Here is a 22,637-nt window from a genome sequence, read left to right as displayed (position 1 = left end):
TCGCGGCTCAGTGTCTGGATCAGGCTCGTGTCCGCGTTCAGGATTGCGGCGGTAGGCGAACACACGCTGAGTCTGGCCGATCCGGTGCGAACGGTCGATCGCCTGCGCTTCCACCGCCGGGTTCCACCACGGGTCGAGCAGGTACACGTATTCGGCCGCGAGTGGATTTTGGTTTGAGCGAGTTTCAGTCCGGGATGGTGAGGCGTGAAACCAGAGCGAGCACCTCGGCCCATGCATCGTCGAACGGGATGAACTCGGTCGTGAACTCGCGCACTTCGGCATCGTAGCTCAGCGACGCTCGGCCTCTCACGTCGTCGTTGAAAGCACCCTTCGTCGCGACAATCTCTCTCGCCTCTGACTTCCGCAGGAGGAAGGAAGAAACCTTCCCAGGGTCAATCAACTCGGGGTGCTTGCGCAGCATCGAGGCGATATCGAAGACGTCTTGAGGTCGGGAACGATTCCGAGGAACTTGCTGGAGGAGGGCCCGAAGCTTCTCAGAGAGGATGTCATCGAGCGTGCAAACGCGAAGCGGCTTCGCCTCAGGGCTGAGTTGCTCATCGCCCGTTTCGCAAAGCACGTCGTTCAAGCTGATTTCAACTTCGACCACATCCGAGAGATGTTTGCCCGCGGCAAGCCGCTCGTCGATATTCTGGAAATGCCTATCGCCGGGGAGCTGAAAGCACACTTTGATGCGGTATGTCGGCATCGTCTTGTCGACGCCTGGAGGGAGCCGGTGGATGCTCTGACAGCGAGCTTTCACCTGATACTGGCGTTCGCCCGTCATCAGGGCCGCGTTCATCAACACTTTGATGTCTGCCGGGCTATCGGGAAAATCACCGTCCGCACTGAAGTCAAGGTCGAGCGTGCTCCGTTTGTTGCCGTACACAAAGCGAAGAGCATTCCCGCCCTTGAAGGCAACGCAGGACACCAACGCAGTCGACGAGGATATCGACGCGAGAATCACGAACTGAACGAGGCGTCGTCTGGCCTCCTCCGTGGTTGTGCCATTCTGTTTTCGCCAGGCAGGGAGCTCGGCGATTGAGGTTGGATAGCTTCCCGCTTCCAAAGTGCCTCTAGCTCCCTTCGATGATGGCGAGGATCGACGGAGGGACGTTCAGCGAAAGGTTCCACTCCGCCGAGAACGTTTCCGAGTAAGGACTGCTCGCCACCAACTTTACCGACCCTCCCCGTTGCAGTCCATGCCGCCACTCCTCGAGCCGGGAGTGAGTCTTACCGAGCTTCTCAAGTAGGAAGCCGACGCGTTGCCGGAGAACCTTGTTCCCATATGCGTCGGCATACGAGACGAGTTTGCCGACATCAACGTCTTCCGCTGACCGCCATGCTTTGAGCACCTTCGCAATTCCGCCCGACTTGTCCGGCGCGCGAAGGGCATCGAGAAGCGTTCGTTCCACGTCGGTCACATAAATCGGAATACCCGAACTATAGCCGATCATGACGCCAAAACCGGGTTCCTCAGTGAGTTGCGTCCAATGGACGGAAACATCCCCCACCCGCTCCGGACGTCTCGCGGCAATCAGTCGAGTGCCTTCAGACCAATCATCGGGCATCGTGCCGAGCGGCAAACGGTGGGTGTTCCCTCCGTTCTTGCTTGCAATCGGATAAATCTCCTTCGCAACCAGGTCGGTGAGCCCGTGATAGGTCATCGCGGTGAGGTATCCGAAAACTGCCCAAGGGTTCGCTTCCTGGACGATTTGCTCTTCGGAAACCTCAAGCAGATTCGCATAAGCCACGTTCACAATGTAGACGCCGGCAACGCCTTCGACCGAGGCGATGTCGCCGCGGCCTACAAGCTCCTGACGAATATCAGTGGCTTTCTTTTCGTCGGGAAGAGGTTTGTTCTCGGTGTGGGCCAACCGACGGGCGGTGAGATGAATTCGCCAGTCAGAAATGACTCTTCGTCGAGCCTCCGCAAACTCCCGAAGGACTTTGGACGCAAATGTCTTGGTCCACATAGCAACCGCCAGAGCCGCCGAATAAGATGTCCTAAGGACATCTTATTCGGCGGATATAGACATGTCAAGCCTTAAGAGGAAAATTGCGTCAAGTCCTATGATATCATGGGATTAGGGCGAGATTTCGATTGATGTTCTGGCTAATTTTCGGAGCTTGGCGAGTTCTTACGCACGGAAAAACTGTCCTGGAACGATTCACAGGCCGATTTTGTCGTTTCTGCCACTCAGCGAATCACGCTAAGCCGCTGAAAATGTGCGAGCCAATGGGATTCACCGCCCTATCCTCGGGCTCCTCTCTCCATTTTCTCTACATTAGACCTCGCAGGGTCAATGTATACGCAAACCTTTTCCGGATGAGGACTTAGAACGAAAAGGGGTCATTCCTAATTATTGAAGCGGCCTGCGCAAGTTGGATAAGATGATCCCTGTGAGACCCGTAGTATCTCATTTTGCCCAGATAACAGCAACATTGACGAATGCCACTTTCCGATCACTTTTCGATTCTGCATAGATGTTTTTTCATTTTATTTTCGATCATGAGCTCATTCGATGGAGTTGAAACCAGAAGACTTGAGCCTGTCGCGTCTTACTTCCTTTCACGTCTTACTTATAGTTGGTGCGGACGTTCTCGCAGGCGCGGACGGCCGAAGTGCAACAAGTGAGTTAGAGACCGGATATTGCCAAATGGCAAGGAGGCTAGAACCATGCGAATCCCTCACGTCCGCTTCTCGGTAAGAATAATGCTGGTCGCGGTCGCCATTGTCGGGATTTTTTCGGCGATCGGAGCAAAGATGAAGCGAGATAGCGAGGCGAGATTGAGATACCTCGTCTTCAACGCGACCCTGCAGGCCGAGACGGAAATGGGTGACCTCTCCGCTTTCGATGTCACGTACCAGTGGACGGGAGACTACTGTGCCCAAGTCATTTTCCGCCCCAAAGAGGGAAAGAAAAAGGAGGGCAGGAGCTACCAAGTCGACAGTTGTTGCTGCGGAATGAAAATGAAGGTCAAGTCATCTCCGTTACCGTAACCGGTGAACTAGAGATGGTTGTCAACGACCCCAGCCCTCAAGGGCGGGGCTTGAGAGTTTAGGCTCTCAGGCCGTGTTGACCAGGCTCAGTCCCGCAAGGGGCTACGTTCACGGGAGAGTTCAAGAACACACCGGCGGATGCGTTGCCAGTCTGCCGCTCTGTAACCGACGGATTAAACATCGAGAGGGTCTATCGAAGTGTCCGTCGGACGTGCTGACCGTGAACATTGCCGAGGCAAACTTTTCCCCGAAAGGGAGACGCATGGGTAACCATGTCTTTGTTCTTGACGCACAGAGGGAGCCGCTCATGCCGTGCCATCCGGCCCGCGCAAGAGAATTGCTCCGAGCTCAAATGGCGGCGGTTTTCCGCCGGTTCCCCTTCACAATCATCCTCAAAAATCGCGTCGGAGGCGATGTGCAGCCGGTTGCCGTCAAGATCGATCCTGGTTCCAAGACGACCGGAGTGGCTGTTGTAGCCGAGACTGACCAAGCCAAGACGGTGGTGGTCGCGGCCGAAATCGAACACCGAGGGCAGAAGATCAAGGCTGCGTTGGAAACTCGTGCCGCGAATCGTCGCAGCCGTCGTGCCCGCAAGACGCGATATCGCCAGCCCCGGTTCCAGAACCGCACAAGGCAGAAGGGATGGCTGCCGCCAAGCCTCGAAAGCCGGATCAGCAATGTGCTGACCTGGGTTGCAAGGATCTCGCGGCTCTGTCCTGTGACTGCCATCAGCATGGAACTCGTGCGGTTCGACATGCAAGCGATGGAGAATCCCGAGATCAGCGGAGTGGAATATCAGCAAGGAACGCTCGCCGGCTATGAGCTTCGCGAGTATCTCCTGGAGAAATGGGGGCGCAAGTGTGCCTACTGCGGAAAGGAAGGCGTGCCACTCCAGATCGAGCACATCCATCCGAAAAGCAAGGGTGGCTCCGATCGGGTCAGCAACCTGACCTTGGCGTGTGAGCCGTGCAATCAGCGCAAGGGCAACAATCCCATCGAGGTATTCCTTAAAGCCAAACCCGAAGTGCTCGCCAAGATCAATCGGCAGGCCAAGGCTCCGCTCCAGGATGCCGCCGCGGTGAATGCTTCGCGGTGGGAGTTGTTCGGGCGACTCAAGGCGACAGGATTTCCCATCGAGTGCGGCACAGGCGGTCACACTAAGTTTAATCGCGTCACTCAAGGCTACCCCAAAGCCCACTGGATTGACGCGGCATGCGTTGGAAAGTCAGGAACTCAGGTTCGTATTAGTGAGACTCATCCACTCCGGATCAAGGCGTACGGACACGGCACGAGACAGCGGTGCCGCACAGATAAATTCGGATTCCCGTCTCGCCATGTCGATGGGCGCAAGTCCCATCTCGGCTTCCAGACCGGCGACATCGTGCGGGCTGTGGTCCCTAACGGAAAGTACACGGGGACTCACGAAGGTCGCGTGGCCATCCGGTTCAAGGGCTACTTCCAGATCGGAATCGTGGCCGTTCATCCCAAGCACGTCGCGAAGGTTCATCGTTCGGACGGATATTCCTACGGTCACGGCGACTTCTTCGCCGATTCACACGGCTCCTCCCCACGGCTGAAGCCGGGGGTTTCCTCCGCTAGGAGAGATTGATGATTCAATAACGTGTCGATCTCACGTCGCGCCGAAGGCGGCAAGGCGAGCGACGAGAGCGGCGTGTTCGACGGTGGCCAGGCCCTGATCGAGCAACGCGCGAAGCCGTTTGGTATCGCTGTTCAGGAGGGCTTGGGGGTCGAGCCAGAGGCCGGGGAAAATGGTCGAGCGGTGCAGGCCGTCCGCGTCGGCGGGCATCATGACCAACGAGTCATTCTCCCGCCGGAACCAGAGGACTTCGTCTGGGTCCAAGGCACGCACCACATATTCGAGGACGCCGGCCTGTTCATAGTCGGCCAGTTTCGGCCCGAGGTCGACGTAGCGGGTCGCCTGGGCGATTTCGACGACGAGTTCCGGGGCGCCGCGGACGAATCCATGCTCGGTCCGAGTTTGGCCACCATTCTCCGGCAGGATCCGGAGGAGAGCATCGGGCTGCGGCTCGCTCTTCGAGTTGAGAACCGTGGTTGCGTTGTCCAGGATCTCAACGCCGGGGGTGTTCTCCGCATAATAACCCAGCCAGATGATTGCATTGGCGTGAGCATGGCCGTGTGCGCGACCAACGGGGCTTGGCATAAAAACGACTCCGCCGATCAGTTCAGCACGGGTGCCGGGCGGCATCGCCTCGTAGCGGGCGTGAAAGGTCGACTGGTCGAGGCGTTCCCCCTCGACCAATAAGGGACGAGGCGAGGTGATGCCGGGAGCATGATGGGGCATTGACCTGACCCTCCGAAGGCGCCGGGCGGACTCCGTCGATCGTACCCGGCGGTCGTCGCGACGAGCAAGCGCACGACGTCGCGGCTTCCCGGCTTCCCGGCTCAGGTCAGCAAGAACTCGAGGTCCTCGCGGCTGAGCGTCTGGATGATGCTCTTGTCCGCGTTCAGGATCGCGTCGGCAAGGTCACGCTTCTTTTGCTGGAGCTCGAGAATCTTCTCCTCGACCGTGTCGCGGCAGACCAAGCGGTAGGCGAACACGCGCTGGGTCTGGCCGATCCGGTGCGAACGGTCGATCGCCTGCGCTTCCACCGCGGGATTCCACCACGGGTCGAGCAGGTACACGTACTCGGCCGCGGTCAGGTTCAAACCAAGACCGCCCGCTTTCAGGCTGATCAGGAAGATCGGGCAGTCGGGGTCGGTCTGGAACCGTTCGACACGGTCCGCACGGTTCCGGGTCCGGCCGTCGAGGTATTCGTAGCGCAACCCTTCCTTGTCGAGACGATCCTTGACGATCGCCAGGAAGCTCGTGAACTGGGAGAAGACCAGGGTCTTGTGCCCTTCCTCCACCACCTCGCTGAGTTGGGGCAGGAGCATGTCCAGCTTGGCGCTCGGCTCGGCGGTCCGGGTCGGATCGATCAGGCCAGGGTGGCACGAGGCCTGGCGGAGTCGCAAGAGCGCCTCCAGGACCTCGATCTTCGAGCGGTTCAGCTCGGACGTCTCCTTGCGCAAGAGCGCCGTCCGGTAGTGGGCTTTCAGCTCTTCATAGAGCTTGCGCTGGGCCGGCTCCATGTCGCAGTGCAGGGTCTGCTCGGTCTTCTCGGGCAGATCCTTGACGACCTCGGCCTTGGTCCGGCGGAGGATGAACGGACGGAGTGACTTCGCGAGCAATGAGCGGTCGCTGTCGTCGAGGTTGCCGCCGGTGCCGGTGTGCTTTTTGAAAACCGAGCTGGAGCCGAGCATGCCGGGGTTGAGGAACTCAACGATCGACCAGAGCTCACCCAGGTGGTTCTCGATCGGGGTACCGCTCATGGCCAGCCGGTGCCGCCCGCGCAAGAGCCGCGCGGCCTTGGCCGCCTGGCTGTCCGCGTTCTTGATCGCCTGCGCCTCGTCGAGAATCACGTAGTCGAAATCGAGCTGGGACAGTTCCGCGATATCGGTCCGCAACGTGCCGTAGGTGGTGATCACCAGGTCATGGGCAGAGAACGAATCCCGCAAGGCATGCCGGCCGGGGCCGGTATAGTCGAGGACTTTCAACCTCGGCGTGAACTTCGCGGCCTCCTGCATCCAGTTGAACACCAAAGAGCGCGGGACGACGGCCAGCGACGGCCCTTTCGCGAGCCGGCGGGCCCGCCGTTTCTGGAGCAGGGCGAGGACCTGGATCGTTTTGCCCAGACCCATGTCGTCGGCCAGGATGCCGCCGAAGTCGAACTTCTGGAGGTAGTCGAGCCAGCCCAGACCCTCGCGCTGATAGGGGCGGAGCTCGCCGTGGAACCCAGCCGGGGCATCGACCGGTCGGACCCCTTCGAATTTGTGGAGCGACTTGCGGACCTTCTCGAACGCGGAGTCGACCCGGATCTCGGGCTGTGCGGCCAGGAGGGCGTCGAGCAGGCCGGCCTGGGCGTTGCCGAACCGGAGATGGCCGTCCTCGGAGGTCCCCAGGTCCACGAGCATCCCGTACTTTTTGAGCCACTCCTCGGGGAGCATGCCCATCGAGCCGTCGCCCAGGGTGACCATGCTGTCACCCCGGCGGACGGCCTCCAGGAGTTCGGGAAGGCTCAGGCTCTGGTCGCCGTAGTCGACCTGGCCGCCGAGTTCGAACCAGTCGATCCCGGTGGTCACGGCCAGCTTGAACTCGCCCGCCGGACGGATCAGCTTGCCTTCGGCCTCGACCCGCCAGCCGACTTGCACCAGGTCGCGAGTGACCTGCCCCATCCGTTTGGGGGGGAGTTCCATCGTCCCGGGCTCGACTCGCGGGTCTTTCGACTCGCGGAACCCAAGTTCGAACAAGAGGATATCGGCCTGCGCCTCGACCTGCGGGTTACGGCGGATGATCAGGCCGAGTTCGGTCGAGACCGCCAAGGGGGTCGTTCGGCCGGCCGGGATCAGGGCGCCGTTGTAGTCGAACTCGAGTTCGGCCAGCAGGCGGTCCGATCCCGGGCCCCAGTTCTGTCGGGGAGTCCGCAAGGTCAGGCAAGGACGCGGAGGGGTGTCGATCTCCTCGAACTGGATCGTCTCGACCAGTTCGGCGGGACTGACGCGGGCCTCGGCCAGAATACGCCCGATCATGATATCTTGTTGCGGCTCGGCGAAGACGATTTCCTTCTCGTGGCGGAGCCGGACGATCCAGGGCATGACGCCGACGTCGTCGAACCGCGAGGCGCGACCGATCCCCTGGATCACCAGGCCGGGCACAAGCACCAACGGTTCGGCCAGGTCCATCCGGTCGTTCCGGTTGTCTCCCCGGCGGAGCGAGCCGCGCCACGACCAGCGCTTGCCCCCGAGTTCGGGACGGATGTCGAGTGAGAACCGCCAGGCGGGGCCGTCATCCCAGCGCATGGTGGGCGGATCATCTTCGCCCTCGGTCCGGCGCAGCCGGAGCCGCCCGCTCCGAGCCAGCTTCTCGACGATCAGCGCCTGGTTAGTCCGTAGCACGTAGCGCCGGGTCCCCATCATGGGGTCCCCCATCGTCGCCCCGTTGGCCACGGCCGCGGCCTGCGTTTCTTCCAAAAGTGCCAGGAGGTCCCGATCCTCGGGCTCGTACTTGGCGTGCGGACTCCCTGGCGCATGCCACCAGGGCTTCAAAGGTCCCCAGTCGCCGGCAGGCCGGCGCTGGCGGCGGGCCAGGTCGATGACCACCTGGTTCTGGTTGAGCGTGGAGGAGACGTCGAGCACGTAGACCAAGAGCCGCTTGGAGTTGCGGTTCACCGGCTTGGCCCGAGGCGCTCCCCCTGCTTCCTTGCCCGCGCTCCAAGGCTGCGGCACACCGCCACGCACGGGCCGTTCCTTACGAGATCGGCCTCCCGGGCGTTGCTGGCCTCCAGGCCCAGGGCCTGGCCCTTGCCCCGGCCCATGATTGAGCCCGGGTCCGCGACCAGGCCCCGAGCTGCGGCTTGCCCCAGGGCCTGGTCCTGGGCCGGGTCCGGGGCCGCGGCTTGAACCGGGGCCTGGACCTGGACCGCGGCCTCGACCTGGCCCGGCGCCTGGGCCAGCTCCGGGCCCTGGACCACGATTTGGCCCAGGACCACGACCGGGCCCGGGACCATACCCCGGCCCGGGACCGCGTCCCGGTGGCCCTGATCCTGCGCCACGACCGGGTCCGTAGCCTGGCCCGGGACCGGGTCCGTAGCCTGGTCCGGGTCCGGGGCCATAGCCGGGTCCGGGACCGGGTCCATAGCCAGGTCCGGGACTGGGTCCGTAGCCTGAGCCCGGCCCTGGCCCTGGCCCTGGACCTGGTCCGGCCCTGTGACCGGGCGGCGGCCCTCCTCCCTCGGCCGAGGCCGAGCGCCTCGGCATGTCGCTGACCAGCTTCAATGGCCGGACCGGCGCGGCCGGGAGCAAGCCCCGCGCATCGGTCATCAGGATCGTCGCCCAGATATGCTTACACGGCTCGCCGAACGGCCCAAAATAGGGGCACGAGCAGGCGATGTGGAGCTTGATCCCCCGGATCCGGAGCCGGACCCGGTACTTGGCGGTGCCACGCACCCGAGCGATGACCTCGCCGGGTGTCGATGATGTCAGCGCCACCCGCCCCTTGGCGAAGTAGGACTGACCGCGCGAGCGAACCGCGTCGCTGAACACCCGCGAAACTTTCTGGGCGATCCCCATCATCCCTTCCCAACTCGGACGGGCCGATCCGACGTCCGGGGCGACCCGGCTCGTTTCCCAAATGGTTCAGACGCGACCGCCACGGTCGCCGCCAAGGCTCGCCCCTACGATCCGGTTCCCGAGAATGATTCTCTACCTTGCCCTGAGAGGCCCAAAACCCACGACGAACCTCGGTCCTGTCCCGCTCCGCCCACCCTTTTGGCAGGCTTCGGAGCAACGACCGGCCCCTCCCACAGCGCTCCGCATCACGACCGAGAACTGTTCTCCGTCGCGATCAGCCCAACCCCGAGCCCGGAGGCCAAAGGCCGGCGCTCGTCACTCGCCGTGTCTCTGATTTGATGCGCTACGCCGACCACCATTCCCCCAAAGAGGGGGAATGGAATCGTCCGCTCTGTCCGCAATCGCTGGGCGAGCTTCGCCCACTTCGCCCGAAAAGAATTACGAGATTCGGTGTGGATGACCGTCCCAGATCCTCATTCCCAAGCGAAGTTGAAGGTCTTTTCTCATCCCCTTACCAATCCGTGCCACCAAGTCCCAAAAGGACGACGGCATGCAAGCGGGATACCACTGCGAAACAAAGCGGATCGATGGATCGGTGACGGCTCGATCGCTCAGACGTCGAGGTTCTTGACCTCCAGCGCATGTTTTTCGATGAACTGGCGGCGCGGCTCGACGTCGTCCCCCATCAAGGTTGTGAACAGGTCGTTGGCAGCCACCGCATCCTCGAGCTGGACTTGCAAGAGGGTGCGGCGCGTCGGGTCCATCGTGGTCTCCCAGAGCTGGTCGGCGTCCATCTCCCCCAGCCCTTTGAACCGGGTGATCTTGATTCCACGCTCACCCAGATGACGGATCGTCGGCACCAGGGCGCGAAGGTCGGCCAACGGGTGCGAGTCCGCTTCGCGATGCACGATGAACCAAGGAGGCGGTTCGTCGCCCGTCACCTCGACCGGCAGCAGGGTATTCACCCGGAATCCAAATTCGTCGCGGAGCCGGCTGAGGTGCTTGTTCAGCGAAATCACCTCGTGGAGCTCGACCACGCTCGCGTCGTCGACAGGAGGAACCTCGGTGGCCGCGTCCTCAGTCTCTGCACCAGACTCAGCGGCCGGGGCCGGGGCCGGGTGCTCATGATGGTAGGCATCCAGGTCACTGCTGGTATAGAGCGGAATTTCGACGCCTCGCGAGACGGCCAGATATTGAGGCAGCAGACCGGTCTCCGAATGAGCCAAGGCCAGGAAGTCACGCAAAGGACGGTTGCGACGGCCAAACACTTTCAGCCCCACGCCGATTGCGTTGACCAGGTCCAGAAGGACCCGAAGCCGGTCGCCAGCGATCCAGAGACTCTCGTCCTCAACACCATACGGCTGAAGTCGGGCGTCCGCCAGCCCCGACTCCACCAGCATGTTCTGCATTTCCGGCTCGGTCTGAACGTAGCGCCGTTCTTTCTTGTTCGAGATCATGTAGAGCGGCGGCTGGGCCACATACAGGTGCCCCTCGGCCACGAGTCGGGGCATCTGACGGTAGAAGAAGGTCATCAAGAGAGTGCGGATGTGCGAACCGTCGACGTCGGCGTCACTCATCATGACGACCTTGCCGTACCGCCTCTTGGAGGGGTCTTCTTCCTCGCCAATGCCATTGCCGACGGCGGTGATGATATTCCGGACCTCTTCGTTGCCCAGGACGCGGTCGAGCCGGGCACGCTCCACATTGAGGATCTTACCACGCAACGGTAGGATCGCCTGGTAAAGTCGATCGCGGCCCCCTTCGGCCGTGCCACCGGCCGAGTCACCTTCGACGAGGAACAGCTCGCTGGAATCCTGGTCGCGGGTGGTGCAATCCATCAGCTTGCCGGGCAGGCCGCCGCCGGAGAGGACCCCCTTGCGGTTGCGGACCAGTTCCCGAGCTTTGCGCGTCGCTTCGCGGGCCTCGGCTGCCAGTTGCGCCTTCTGGACGACCTTCTTGGCCGCGGCGGGATTCTGCTCCAAATAATCGGCGAGCTTCTCGTTGACGATCTTGGAGACGATTCCTTCGACCTCGCCGTTGCCGAGCTTCGTCTTGGTCTGCCCCTCGAACTGAGGGTCGGGCACGCGGACGCTGATGATCGCCGTCAGCCCTTCCTTGAAGTCTTCACCAGTGATCGCCAGGTCTTTGTTCTTGGCGGTCGTGATGCTCTTGGTGTAGTTGTTCAAGGTCCGGGTCAACGCGGCGCGGAACCCTGTCAGGTGGGTGCCCCCTTCGATCGTGTTGATGTTATTGCAGTACGAGACGACCAACTCACTGAACGAGTCGTTGTACTGCAAAGCGACTTCCACTTCAACCATCCGGTCCTCGTCTTTGCCCATAAGCAAAGCCGGCGGGTGAAGCGCGGTCTGGGACCGGTTCAGGTAAGCGACAAACTCGCTCAGGCCCCCCGCCGAGAAAAACTTCTCGTCCTTGGGCTCGTCGCTTCGTTCGTCGGTCAGGCGGATCGCGATCCCTCGGTTGAGGAAGGAGAGCTCGCGGAGCCGCTTTTCCAGGATGTCGTAGTCGAACTCGATCTTCTCGAAGATTTCGGCGTCGGGCAAGAACCGGACCCGGGTGCCGCTCACCTTGGTCGTTCCGATGACGCGAACCGACCCTTGAGATTCGCCCTGCTTATATTCTTGTCGCCAGACCTGGCCGTCGCGAGAGACTTCAACTTCCAGCCACTCCGACAGCGCATTGACGACCGTCACGCCGACACCGTGGAGTCCACCCGAGACCTTATAAGTGTCGTGGTCGAACTTGCCGCCGGCGTGCGGCTTGGTCAGCACCACTTCCAGCGTGCTCAGCTCGGTGAACTGGTGGTGCGGACCCACCGGAATCCCTCGGCCGTCGTCGAGCACCGAAGCCGAGCCGTCCACGTGGACCGTCACATGAATGTTCCGGCAGTAGCCTGCCATCGCCTCATCAATCGCGTTATCAACGACCTCGTAAACCAGGTGGTGCAGACCACGTAGGGTCGTGTCGCCGATATACATGCCGGGGCGTTTGCGGATCGCCTCGATCCCTTCGAGGACCCGGATGTTCGCCTCGGTGTAGTCTGCCGCTACACCATTGCCGTTACCGTTACCACTGCCGTTGGCCGAGGGATGCTCCAGCGATTCCGTCTTCTCGGTTGCGGTTGCGTCAGGCTTGCTCAGGTCCATCGCGGGTTCACCTCGGTAGTCCATGATTGGGGGACGGAACCTCCGCCATCACTTCACCAACGCCCTCGATCGATCGCCAACACGCGAGGCAAAAGAGGGGGCTTCCAGGAAACAGCCACTCGCCCCAGCCCAACTCGGCCGTCAGTCCATTCCGCGTTGAGACCAGGCCCAGCTCCGCTGGCCCAAACGCCTAGCACGTTCCGCTCAACTTAACTCGTCTCATCACTGGCCGCGGGGCGGGGCGGCCGCTTTGGCTTCGGAGGCGGTGTGGGGGAGTCGATCGGGCCGACTCGAAAACGGATGTCGTGAACCGTGGTCCCAGGGGCATTCTGTCGCAACGCGGCCAGCAACTGCGGTTTCTGATATGCCGCCAGCTCCTCCAGCAAGGTCGAGTGAGCCACGGTCACGTTCAAAACCCCACGGCGCACCTCGCCAACCCGGGTCTGACGGCAGCCAGGGTCGCCGACCGCCGCGTTCCATGCTTCCTCGAGTTCCGTCTGCGCACGGAGTCGACCATAACCCCGTGTGGCGAAGAGTTCGCCCAGGATGTCCGACACCGATTTCGGTCCGCGAAACTTCGGACTCGACATGCGTTCCTGGTTTCCATACGCGCCCCGGCCTCGAAGGCCAAAGGGGCCAATCCGACCCGCAGCGCAGGTCGGTGTCATTCACGCGATCAATGTGAACGTCTTTTCATTATAGACGGAACCGAACGCCACCGCAACGGAGGTTGTCGGGACGCCGGCCGGCTCCGGGTCTGGCCACGATCAAGGGTCGATTAACGGTCGCGGGTCAAAGGCATCACCACGTAGGCGTAGCGATCGTCGGTCTTGAAGACGGCGGCATTCTTCGAGTCGATCAATTCCACGGTGATCGGGGAAGAGTCGTCGAGCGTCTTCAAGGCGTCGGTCAGGTAACGAGGGTCGAAGGTGATCTCAACCGACTTGCCATCATAATCGATCGGCAGGTCGACGTGCGAGCTCCCAACGTCGGCCGCCTGGCTGGTGAGCTTGAGCACGCCGGCGGCGAACTGAAAGTCAACCCCCCGGCTCTCGTCGCTGGTGACGATCGAGGCCTGCTCGACCGCCTGGCGCAGCTCGGCGATCTCGGGAAAGTGGATCTTGACCTCGGCGTTGCTCGGAAAGACGTCCTGGTAGCGGGGGAAACGGCCCTCGACCAGGCGGCTATAGATAACGGCCCGCTCGGTCCGGACCAACACCGCGCTCCCCCCTTGGATGGCGATGTGAACCGGAGGATCGTCGTCGTCGAGGTTGCGTTCGATCAACTTGAGCGCCTTGACCGGGATGACCGGGTTGCCGGTCGGCGTGGCGGCCCCGTTCTCGGCCTCGGCCGTCGCCATCATCCGCGCCAGGCGACGACCGTCGGTTCCGACCATCGTGATCGATTCGGCCGTCAACTCGACCAAGACCCCGCCAAGTGCATACCGGGTGCTCTCGACGTCGGTCGCGAAGATCGTGCGGCGGATCAGCTTTCGCAAGTCGGCCGCGGCCACTACGTGGTAGCTCGTGGCAGCGAAGTCGGGCACTTCGGGATAGCCACTCGGGTCTTCGCTCGGCAGCTTGAACTCCGAACGTCGCCCCCGGACGATCAGGTGGTCCTCTTCCCCCTCGATCCACAACTCCTGGTCGTCGCTGGTCCGCAAGATCGACGTCATCCGCTGAGTGGGGAGGATCGCCGAGCCCGGTTGCTCGACCTTCATCCCAAGCACCCGGTGGCGGATTCCCACCTCGAGGTCGGTCGCCATCAAGACGGACCCCTCGTCGGGGTCGGCGATCAGCTTGATGTTCTGAAGGATCGGCTTGGGGCTACGCGCGGGAGCCACGCCGCTCACCATTCCGAACGCGGAGAGCAATCCGTCGCGATTGCACAAAGCCTTCATGCGCATTCCCCGCCAGAAATCGTTTGAACGTCCAGTCCTCGGCCGTTCCGGCCCTGACCTATCCGCCCTGCCCCTTTCAACGGGCCAGCGACGTGGATTCTTTGCTCCGGCCGCTCTTCTTCTTTAAAGGAGAAGAGAGAACTACACCTTCGTCTTAATAGAAGAGCGAAGCCAGGGCCGTGCATAACTTCGAGTGCTCAGGGACAAAGCCATGATACCAAACAACTTAATGGAAGACAATCGACCTTGTTCACCAGGGGGAAACCTGTTGGCAACGATGTCGAGCCAACCGGCATGCCCCGCCACAGCGGACTTGGCCGTCGACCCGGGTTGGGAAGGGGCGTGGATAACTCCTCTTTTGTCCACCTCCAGGCAACACGTTATCAACAGGTTTTCCCCCACCCGGTGTTGAGAAAAGGGGCAACGTCGAACGCGGCTCGTCGCAGGCCCAAAATCGAGGGGCAAACGGGAGAGGCGGCCCGAAAGAACACCAGCGACTTTGCGGGTTGCGGCGACTTGCCGCCCTGATTCCGGCCACTTTCCCCGCAAACGAGCCCGAACCTGGGCGTCTGGGCAAGCTGTTTGGACAGCCTCGAACGCGGTCGGCGGACGCCCCGTCGCCTCGTCTCACCGGCTCTGGTTTTCCCCTGGGGCGGCCCGGAATCCCCAGGTCGGCAGAGGAGATCTGGCGTAAAGAGCGTAGTGTTGAAGCTTGTACGCTCTTTACGTTTCGTTGGCTCGGGCTTCCCTCGGGACGTTTCGCGTCGTCTTTTCCAGGGCTTTGGTTTAGGATCCCGGCCGAGCGGTGGTGCCGCTCAGAAAAGCAGACAGACGGGGAACGAGGCGAAGGCGGACGGGGCCAAAGGAGGGTTGAACGGATGCCCGAGACACGTCTGGGGGCCGCGCGGTTGGCGTTGATCGCGGGGATGGCGGCCTTGACGTTGGGGTTGGGGGGGGCCAAGCGCCTGACCTACCACGAGGCGTTCGTCGCTCAGGCCTCGCGCGAGATGGTCGCGAGCGGGAGGGGGTTGGTCCCCACGATCGGCGATCGTCCTTGGCTCGAGAAGCCGCCGCTGGCGGTCTGGCTGGTGGCGCTGCTGGGCCGGGTCACCGGAGAGGTGGATGAGGTGGTCGCTCGGGCTCCCTCGGCCGTCGCCGGGGCATTGCTGGCTGTGGGGGTGGCGATTCTGGCGGCGGGTCGATTTGGCGCTTCGGTGGGTCTTCTCGCCGGGTTGGTCCAGGCGACCACCCTGTGGACGATGATTCGAGGGAGGCTGGCCGAGGCGGATATGTTGTTAGCCTGCCTGGTGACCTGGACGGTCTTGGCGTTCGACCGGATGCGTGACGAGGTCGACGGTCCGCGTCCCTGGCGATGGGCCTTCTTCGCGGGGTTGGGGCTGACCGCCTTGGCCAAGGGGATCGGGTTTGGCGCGGTGCTGATCGGGTCGGTGGTGTTGCTGGTTTTGGCCTGGGAACGGGATCGGACGACGCTCCGCAAACTCTGGTTCCCCAAGGGCTGGGGGCTGGCGGGAGCCTTGGCGTTGACCTGGCCCGTGCTGGTGATGGTGCGGCATCCGACGGTCCTGGGGCTTTGGACCTTGCATGTCGCTGACCGCCTGGCCGCGCGGCCCGAGCACTTTGCGGGGGGGAGCCCTTGGTGGCAGTATGGACCCGCCCTGCTCGGGCAGGCCTTACCCTGGACGCCGTTGGCCCTGGTCGGGGCCTGGCGGTCGTTGAGTCGGGCCGTCGACCAGCCTGGCGGGACCGACCGCCTGCTCTGGGCCTGGGCCGTTGCGCCCGTGGTTCTGCTTTCGATGGCGACGGTGAAGAACGGGCACTACGCGATCTATGCCCTGCCCCCTTGGTCGGTATGGACGGCCCTGAGCCTGACGCGGCTGGGGAGTCGGCTCCAGGCGCGCGGGTGGGCTCCGGAGCAAGTTCGGCTCGCTGCGCGGACCGGGTTCGCGGGCCTTGGCCTCGCCTGCGGGCTCGGGTTTGCCTGCCTCGGCCCCTGGCTCGACCGTCGAGGGGTGGAGTGGGCCTTCTATGAGGCGGCCGGTCAGACCTTGCGCGACGATGAGCCGTTGGTCTTGCTCTACGACGATTGGGACCGCGATCCCTACCCCACGCCCTTCGGTCCCGTGCCGCACGACCTGGCGGTCCGCCTCTATTACTTCGACCGCCCAGCCTGCTGGCGGAATGGAGTGGAGGCGCTCGCCGCTCGCCCCCCCGTGGTGGGTCCCGAAGCCTTCGCGGTTCTGGGGCGCGACCGCGACCTGCCCGCCTTGCGCTGCCTGGGCCGAGTCGAGACCGTGCTCGAGGGACCTCGGCTTCGCTCCCGCGCCTCGCGCGTCGATGATCGGACATTTGTCCTTTATCGGGTCACGCCCGAAGTGGTGGCCTCGCTCGGCCCCGACCATCGGCGGTGACGCCCAACATCAAAGGGCGAGCGGCAGGGGGGGCGTGAGTTCCCTTCCCTCTATCTTCTGGCCCGCTCTCAACGCAAACCCCTAAAGGTAGGAGGTTGACGCTCTCCGCTCGCCTTTGGGGCGAGCGAAGATGCGGCAACCGGCCAAGGCACGCCTGGGTTTTGCCTTCGCTCCCTCACCCTCAGACGGGCTCGGGCAAGGCTTCCTCGAGGGGGTCGAACGCGGGGGTGCCGGGCTTCTGGATGTCGCGGCGGCCGAGGCCGAGCAAGAGGATGATGGTCGCCGAGACGGACATCGAGACGCAGAGGAAGTAGATTCCCCCTTGGAACGACCCGGTCATCTTCTCGACATACCCGAGAACATAAGGGCCGACGAATCCGCCGAGGTTGCCGACCGAGTTGATCAGGCCGATGCAGCCGGCGGCGGCCGCTTCGGTCAGAAAGAGGCTGGGCAGCGACCAGAAGGCGGGCAGGTAGGCTTTCAGGCCGGTCATGGCGCCGATGAACAGGGCGATCGTCAGCCAGAGTTGGCCCTCGCTCCAGGGGGTCAGCGCAAGGGCGATTGCCCCCAGGTAGATCGGGAGCACCGCGTGGAGCCTGCGCTCCTTGGTCCGGTCGGAGTTCCAGCCGACGAGGATCTGGCCGATCAACGACCCGATCGGCGGCAGGATCACCAGCCAGGTCAGGGCGTCGAGTTTCAGCGAGTACCATCGTTCGAGGATCTTGGGCAGGAAGAACTCGACCCCGTAGTTGCCCGTCACGATGAAGAAGTAGGCGGCCGCCAGCAAGAGGACCTTGGGGTGCCGGAGCGCCTCGGCGAGCTTCATGTGCCGGCTGGCGTGGTGCTGAGCCTTCTCCCGCTTCAACTCCGCTTCCAGGGCCTCGCGCTCGTCGGCTTCGAGCCAGGTCGCCTGACCGGGGCGATCCGTCAGCAAGAACAGGACCATGATGCCCAGAACGACCGCCGGGATGCCCCAGGCGATGTAGACCCACTGCCACCCCTTCAGGCCCAGGATCAACGGGTTCCCATCGACGCCGATCTTGAGCAGCAGATTCGAGAGCTTCGGGCTCACGATCTGGGCAATTGGCGTGGCCACGAAGAAGTAGGCCAGGGCCCGCGCCCGGTCTCGGCTGGGGAACCAGTGGGTCAGATAGACGATCACGCCGGGGAAGAACCCCGCCTCGGCCAGGCCGAGCAAGAAGCGGATGCTGTAGAATTGGGTCGGTGTCTTCACCAGCGCGGTCAGGGCGGCCATGATCCCCCAGGAGATCATGATCCGGCTAATCCACTTTCGCGCGCTCCACTTCTCGACGATGAGCGTCCCCGGAATCTCCAGCAGGAAATAGCCCAGGAAGAACACCCCTGCCCCGAAGCCGAAGACCGCGTTGTTGAATCCCGAAAGGTCCTTTGTCATGGTCAACGCTGCGATCGAAACATTGGTTCGGTCGACGTAGGCGATGACGTAGCAAAGAAAGAGGAGTGGCAGAAGACGGCGGTATGCCTTGGCTCGGGCCCGGTCCAGCGCAGTCGGCGAAGAGGTCGACATGGAGCAGCACTCGCTGAGGATTTCGCTAGGTCGTGGAGGGAACAGATCCCAGGCAGGTCAGTCGGTCGTTCAAGAGGTTGGATAAGCAGTTAGAGCCGACGACCCGATCGCACTTTTCGGTTCGAGGATCGAAGTTACCGCGCGGCGCGGGGTCAGGCAAACCTTCATCGCCAGGATTTTGCCGGGCTATCGCCGGCTCTCCCCCATCTTCAAGCCGGCTCGCCCCCTCTCCCCGATCTCCAAAAAAGGGGGCGAACCGGTTTCCAAGACTGCGGAGCCTCCCCTGCTCTGCCTTCGCGGACGCCCTCAGGTTGAGGATCGTCCTGATATGATAATTTTGTGTCATCATGGGTTTAACCGCTTCGGCGATGAACGGTCGCCTGAAATGTGGCATCGCCAACCCACCAGTGGGAACGCTCGCCATGGAGGCCATGCCGCCTCTGGTAGCCTCCTCCTCCCGTCCGTAACCGTGCGTGTGCCTCGGTCGATCGGCACGATGCGATGCCCTGCAACGATTCCAGAGGGGCTCTGGATTGGTGATCAGCGCACAGCCAACGGATTTTTCAAAGGTTTTTTTGGGGACAGCAATCAACCCATCAGCCGGCACGGCCTCGTGGGCCATTTTACTTGATCCCCAATCGGTGAAGGCGGGATCTCCGCATCACAAGCCTAGAATTACCATGGGAAATGGATCGGTTAAATGGAATGAATGAAAATTCTGATAAATGAAATATTGGGTAATTGAGTGCGTTAAATATAAGCCAAATACGAATTGATTGGGCGTCGAGTCCATTGATAAATCGGAATAAAGGACTTTCTAACTGCGCCGCGTATGCTAAATTGACCTTCTGGTTCGGAGGATGCTCAGTCCGGCCCAGTCCGCCATGTCATTCATGCATCATTGGATAGTTTAATGCTGCATGCTTGCACTTTAGCGAGAGCAAGGGGATCGCGCTGGAGGCTCATGTTTCTATTTCCTCTTTTTGTCTTGGGAGGTTTTCATGAGATTGCCTTCTCGCCGCGGATTCACGCTGATCGAGCTCTTGGTCGTCATCGCTATTATCGCGGTGTTGATCGCGTTGCTTTTGCCGGCTGTTCAGGCTGCTCGCGAGGCCGCTCGCCGCGCCCAGTGCGTCAACAATCTGAAGCAGTTGGCCATGGCTGCGCACAACTATCACAGTGCTCAGAACATTCTGCCGGCCAACCTCTACCTGCATCCGCAGTACTCGACGGCAAGCTACGTTTGGAATAACGCGAGTTGGATCGTGTTCCTTTTGCCCCAGATGGAGCAGCAGTCGCTCTTCAATGCGGTCAATTTCAGTTTCATGTGGGGTGCGAACAACGTGGGCTGGGCGTCGACGGCCGCCCTGGGGCATCAGAATTCGACGGTTCGGCAGAGCGTGCTTAGCACGCTGATTTGCCCGTCCGACCCCAGTCCGGCGATCGATACGACGAATGCCGACGAGATCGGGTCGAGCCTGGCGGCGGGGACGTCGTATGTGGGCAACGTCGGAGACAACTGCCTGGCCTGCAACCCGCCCGCCAATGCGGTCCAGCTCTGCGCGGCCCAGGGGTACCTTTGCCGCGGTTCGCAATTGGGTGATCCGGCAGGCGGCCAGGCGACGGTTCCCCCGCCCCCTCCCACCGGCAGCGGCATCTTCTGGCGGGAGTGCCCTGGCGTTCCGTTCGGGCAGATTACTGATGGGACCTCGAACACCTTCATGGCCGGCGAGCAGATCATGAAGGTGACCTTGTGGAACGCCTGGGTCGAGGCGAACCAGAGCGTTGGCTCGACCGCGATTCCCTTGAATTACTTGGCGCCTGGCCGTTCTATCGCCGGAGCCGGTAGCACCGTGGTCGCCACCGGGGCGAGCGATGTGGGGAACTGGCCAGCCTGGTACAGCTTCCGGAGCATGCACCCCAGCGGAGGAAATTTCGCGATGTGCGACGGCTCGGTGAAGTTCGTCAAGTCTTCGATCAGCATGCCGACCTACCAGGCCTTGAGCACGCGGTCAGGAGGTGAAATCATTTCGTCCGACTCGTACTGAGAAGGCGATCTCCTCATTCCGGCCGAATCCGAGCCGCATCCAGAGCACTCCGGTGCGGCTCAGTTTATGTTCTAATTATGTGATCGCCTCTTGAGGAGGACTCAACTTGAAACGGGTAATTACCAAGCCGGGCGCCAGGCATCAGGTCTGCCTTCTGGTCATGGCCTGCGTGCCACTGGCGCCGCTTGCCTGCGGGACCACGGGGCCGGGAATGGCTCCGGTCTCTGGTCGAGTGACCTACCAGTCGAAGCCGGTCCCCAAGGGATCGGTCACCTTCGCGGCAATATCACCGACCGGGCGGAATGCGACCGGACAACTCGATGAGAACGGGAACTACACCCTTCAAACCGAGAATCCCGGCGATGGCGCGTTGCTAGGCGAGTACAATGTGACGATCTACGCACATGACGAGCCGATTCTCGACTACATCCCCAAGAAGAAAATCCCGCCCAAGATTCTCAGCCCCACGAAGTACGAGAAGCCGGAGACCTCAGGCCTGAAGGCCACAGTCAAGAGTGGGTCGAATAAATTCGACTTCGATCTGACGGACTGAAACGTCTCTCGCCTACGAAGCGTTCCTGAACGGGCCCCATCCGCCTGGTGCGTTCGTTTCGGCTTCACGCACCAGGCCATCCTCTCGTTCTGACGCGACGTATTTCCGGATGGGCCATGAACTTCCCGAACAGGTCGCATCGGCGTGCAGCCGCCGAATTGGGTTGACAGGTTTTATGAAATTCGGAGAATGACGCAGGGTCGCGAGCACTAACTCATGACCGCATGATTATGAGTAAGAATGCAAGGCTCCCGGCCAAGTTCGCAGAGAGACACCCACGGAACCGAGTCGACAACGCTCGGCTTCGTCTGTCGCTCGACATTGATGTGGCCCCCTTTTGAGATCGCAGCTTCCACTCGCGGAAACGAGGGGCCGAACGCGGTCGCTACCCACAGCGATTGCGGTCGGTTTCGTCTCATGGATCTCAATGAAGGGGACTGGCCCATGCGGCCTGACACACAACAAGCGACCGCCTCGCGGTCTGCACCTCATCGCCAGTACACCGTACCGGAACCAGGGGCCAATCCGGCCCCCGCCGAGCAAGCTCGGCCCGGGCTCTATCCCGGTGAGCCGGAGGTCTGCCGGCGCGACTTTCGGCAGTTCCTGCCGATCCTCGCCCATCTTGGCCTCTTTCTGGCGGTGTTCAGGGTCTTTCGTGTCGAGGGACGGGCGTTCCAACTCCTCGTCGCCCTCTCCTTGGTCGCCCTCCCCGTTCACTACCTGCTCCCTTATCGCTGGAAGAAGCCGCTCTTCGTCGCCGTCTCGATCGCCGGCCTCGCCCTCGTCTTCGGCCCCCTGGCCGCCACTTACGTCGTGGCCCTGGCGCTGTTGCTGATCGGCGTCTGCCGCCTTCCGATCCCCTGGTGGACTCGCGCCACGACGCTCGCGGTCGTGGCCGTCGCCATTGCCCGGATCCGCCCTGAGAGCCTGGCCGCGGCGGTCCCCGAGAGCGTCTGGCCGGTCCTGGCCACCATGTTCATGTTCCGGATCCTGATCTATCTCTATGAACTGAAGCACGCCAAGGCCCCCGAGACGGTTGTCGATACGCTCAGCTACTTCTTCCTCTTGCCCAACTACTGCTTCCTTCACTTTCCGGTGGTCGACTACCGCACCTTGCACCGCGGCTATTTTTCCAAGGAGATCCACACCACCCAGCGTGCCGGACTCCAGATGATCTTCGACGGCACGATTCACCTCCTTCTCTACCGCCTGGTCTACCACGAGTGGCTGATCCCGGCTGAAGAGGTCCACGGCGTCGCCACCCTGACGCGGTACCTGGTCTGCAACTACCTGCTCTATCTCCGGGTCTCGGGCCAGTTCCACATGGCCTGCGGGATGCTTCACCTGTTCGGGTTCCAGCTTCCGCCCACGCATCACCACTACTTGCTGGCGACCGGTTTCACCGACTACTGGCGTCGGATCAACATTTACTGGAAAGACTTCATGGTCCGCCTGGTGTTCAACCCGGTGGTGTTCCGGCTGAAGCGCTGGCCGCAGCCGGCGGCGTTGGCGATCGCGACGGTGGTGGTGTTCGTGGCGACCTGGGCGTTGCACGCGTATCAATCGTTCTGGCTGCGGGGTTCGTGGGGAATCAGCGGTCCGGATGCCCTGTTCTGGGGGATCCTGGGGGCGTTGGTGTTGGTCAACGTGCAGCTGGACGCCCGGCGGTCGCGGGTCCGCAATTGTGCGGGCAAGGGTCCGATGACCGTGCTGGGCCATCTGGTGCGTGGGGCGAAGGTCGCGGCCACGTTCACGACGATCGCGTTGCTCTGGTCGCTCTGGTCGAGCCCGACCATCGAGTCGTGGGTGGACCTGATGCGTCGCGGGACCGGAATTTGAAGGCAAAGGG

At 62.2% G+C, this 22,637-nt stretch carries 15 protein-coding genes and 2 pseudogenes; 7 read left to right on the top strand and 10 right to left on the bottom strand.

What is annotated here, in order from left to right:
- Positions 1-48: 48 nt before the first annotated feature.
- The 3 genes and pseudogenes from V5E97_RS05200 to V5E97_RS05190 all read right to left on the bottom strand — a co-directional run.
- Positions 49-168 (bottom strand): annotated as a pseudogene (locus V5E97_RS05200) (C-terminal helicase domain-containing protein); the annotation flags it as partial.
- Positions 169-184: 16 nt separating this feature from the next.
- Entirely contained in the window at positions 185-928 is a 744-nt protein-coding gene (locus V5E97_RS05195) for a nucleotidyl transferase AbiEii/AbiGii toxin family protein (RefSeq protein WP_406698221.1), read from the bottom strand.
- 145 nt (positions 929-1,073) lie between these two features.
- Entirely contained in the window at positions 1,074-1,973 is a 900-nt protein-coding gene (locus tag V5E97_RS05190; protein ID WP_406698220.1) for a type IV toxin-antitoxin system AbiEi family antitoxin domain-containing protein, read from the bottom strand.
- A 704-nt stretch (positions 1,974-2,677) separates the two neighbouring features.
- On the opposite strand from V5E97_RS05190, the gene V5E97_RS05185 reads away from it, so the two are divergent.
- Together V5E97_RS05185 and iscB are read left to right on the top strand one after the other, a co-directional pair.
- Positions 2,678-3,001 (top strand): hypothetical protein, encoded by a 324-nt coding sequence (locus tag V5E97_RS05185; protein WP_406698219.1) that lies wholly within the window; start codon positions 2,678-2,680, stop codon positions 2,999-3,001.
- Positions 3,002-3,308: 307 nt separating this feature from the next.
- A complete protein-coding gene (iscB, locus tag V5E97_RS05180; RefSeq protein ID WP_406698218.1) occupies positions 3,309-4,610 on the top strand; it encodes an RNA-guided endonuclease IscB in 1,302 nt (433 codons plus the stop codon).
- A 21-nt stretch (positions 4,611-4,631) separates the two neighbouring features.
- On the opposite strand, the gene V5E97_RS05175 is transcribed toward iscB, so the two are convergent.
- Together V5E97_RS05175 and V5E97_RS05170 are read right to left on the bottom strand one after the other, a co-directional pair.
- The gene (locus V5E97_RS05175) at positions 4,632-5,324 is read right to left on the bottom strand and encodes a Uma2 family endonuclease (protein WP_406698217.1); all 693 of its coding nucleotides are present in this window, start codon (positions 5,322-5,324) and stop codon (positions 4,632-4,634) included.
- A gap of 101 nt (positions 5,325-5,425) precedes the next feature.
- Complete coding sequence (locus tag V5E97_RS05170) at positions 5,426-8,317, bottom strand: DEAD/DEAH box helicase (RefSeq protein WP_406701131.1); 2,892 nt, start codon at positions 8,315-8,317, stop codon at positions 5,426-5,428.
- Between the two features lie 116 nt (positions 8,318-8,433).
- Here V5E97_RS05170 and V5E97_RS05165 point away from each other — a divergent pair, with 116 nt between their 5' ends.
- Positions 8,434-8,844, top strand: coding sequence for a hypothetical protein (locus tag V5E97_RS05165; protein WP_406701313.1), 411 nt, complete (start codon positions 8,434-8,436; stop codon positions 8,842-8,844).
- A 103-nt stretch (positions 8,845-8,947) separates the two neighbouring features.
- Here V5E97_RS05165 and V5E97_RS05160 read toward each other — a convergent pair.
- The 4 genes and pseudogenes from V5E97_RS05160 to dnaN form a co-directional block, all read right to left on the bottom strand.
- A pseudogene (locus tag V5E97_RS05160) lies at positions 8,948-9,148 on the bottom strand (SWIM zinc finger family protein); the annotation flags it as partial.
- A gap of 611 nt (positions 9,149-9,759) precedes the next feature.
- Positions 9,760-12,312, bottom strand: a complete 2,553-nt coding sequence (gyrB, locus tag V5E97_RS05155) for a DNA topoisomerase (ATP-hydrolyzing) subunit B (RefSeq protein WP_406698216.1) — start codon at positions 12,310-12,312, stop codon at positions 9,760-9,762.
- Positions 12,313-12,521: 209 nt separating this feature from the next.
- Entirely contained in the window at positions 12,522-12,902 is a 381-nt protein-coding gene (locus tag V5E97_RS05150; protein WP_406698215.1) for a DciA family protein, read from the bottom strand.
- A gap of 188 nt (positions 12,903-13,090) precedes the next feature.
- Positions 13,091-14,212: a DNA polymerase III subunit beta gene (dnaN, locus tag V5E97_RS05145; RefSeq protein WP_406698214.1), complete on the bottom strand. Its 1,122-nt coding sequence runs from the start codon at positions 14,210-14,212 to the stop codon at positions 13,091-13,093.
- A gap of 878 nt (positions 14,213-15,090) precedes the next feature.
- Here dnaN and V5E97_RS05140 point away from each other — a divergent pair.
- Positions 15,091-16,641, top strand: a complete 1,551-nt coding sequence (locus tag V5E97_RS05140) for an ArnT family glycosyltransferase (RefSeq protein WP_406698213.1) — start codon at positions 15,091-15,093, stop codon at positions 16,639-16,641.
- Between the two features lie 181 nt (positions 16,642-16,822).
- Here the strand turns inward: V5E97_RS05140 and V5E97_RS05135 are convergent, their stop codons facing one another.
- A complete protein-coding gene (locus V5E97_RS05135) occupies positions 16,823-18,187 on the bottom strand; it encodes an MFS transporter (protein WP_406698212.1) in 1,365 nt (454 codons plus the stop codon).
- 1,001 nt (positions 18,188-19,188) lie between these two features.
- On the opposite strand from V5E97_RS05135, the gene V5E97_RS05130 reads away from it, so the two are divergent.
- From V5E97_RS05130 to V5E97_RS05120, 3 genes are all read left to right on the top strand, one after another.
- Positions 19,189-20,235 (top strand): DUF1559 family PulG-like putative transporter, encoded by a 1,047-nt coding sequence (locus V5E97_RS05130; protein ID WP_406698211.1) that lies wholly within the window; start codon positions 19,189-19,191, stop codon positions 20,233-20,235.
- Between the two features lie 106 nt (positions 20,236-20,341).
- A complete protein-coding gene (locus V5E97_RS05125; protein WP_406698210.1) occupies positions 20,342-20,788 on the top strand; it encodes a peptidase associated/transthyretin-like domain-containing protein in 447 nt (148 codons plus the stop codon).
- A gap of 444 nt (positions 20,789-21,232) precedes the next feature.
- A complete protein-coding gene (locus V5E97_RS05120) occupies positions 21,233-22,627 on the top strand; it encodes a hypothetical protein (RefSeq protein ID WP_406698209.1) in 1,395 nt (464 codons plus the stop codon).
- Positions 22,628-22,637 lie beyond the last annotated feature (10 nt).

It is taken from the genome of Singulisphaera photorubra (assembly GCF_045290345.1).
GTDB lineage: Bacteria > Planctomycetota > Planctomycetia > Isosphaerales > Isosphaeraceae > Singulisphaera.
This window is presented reverse-complemented; position numbering and strand designations above follow the sequence as displayed.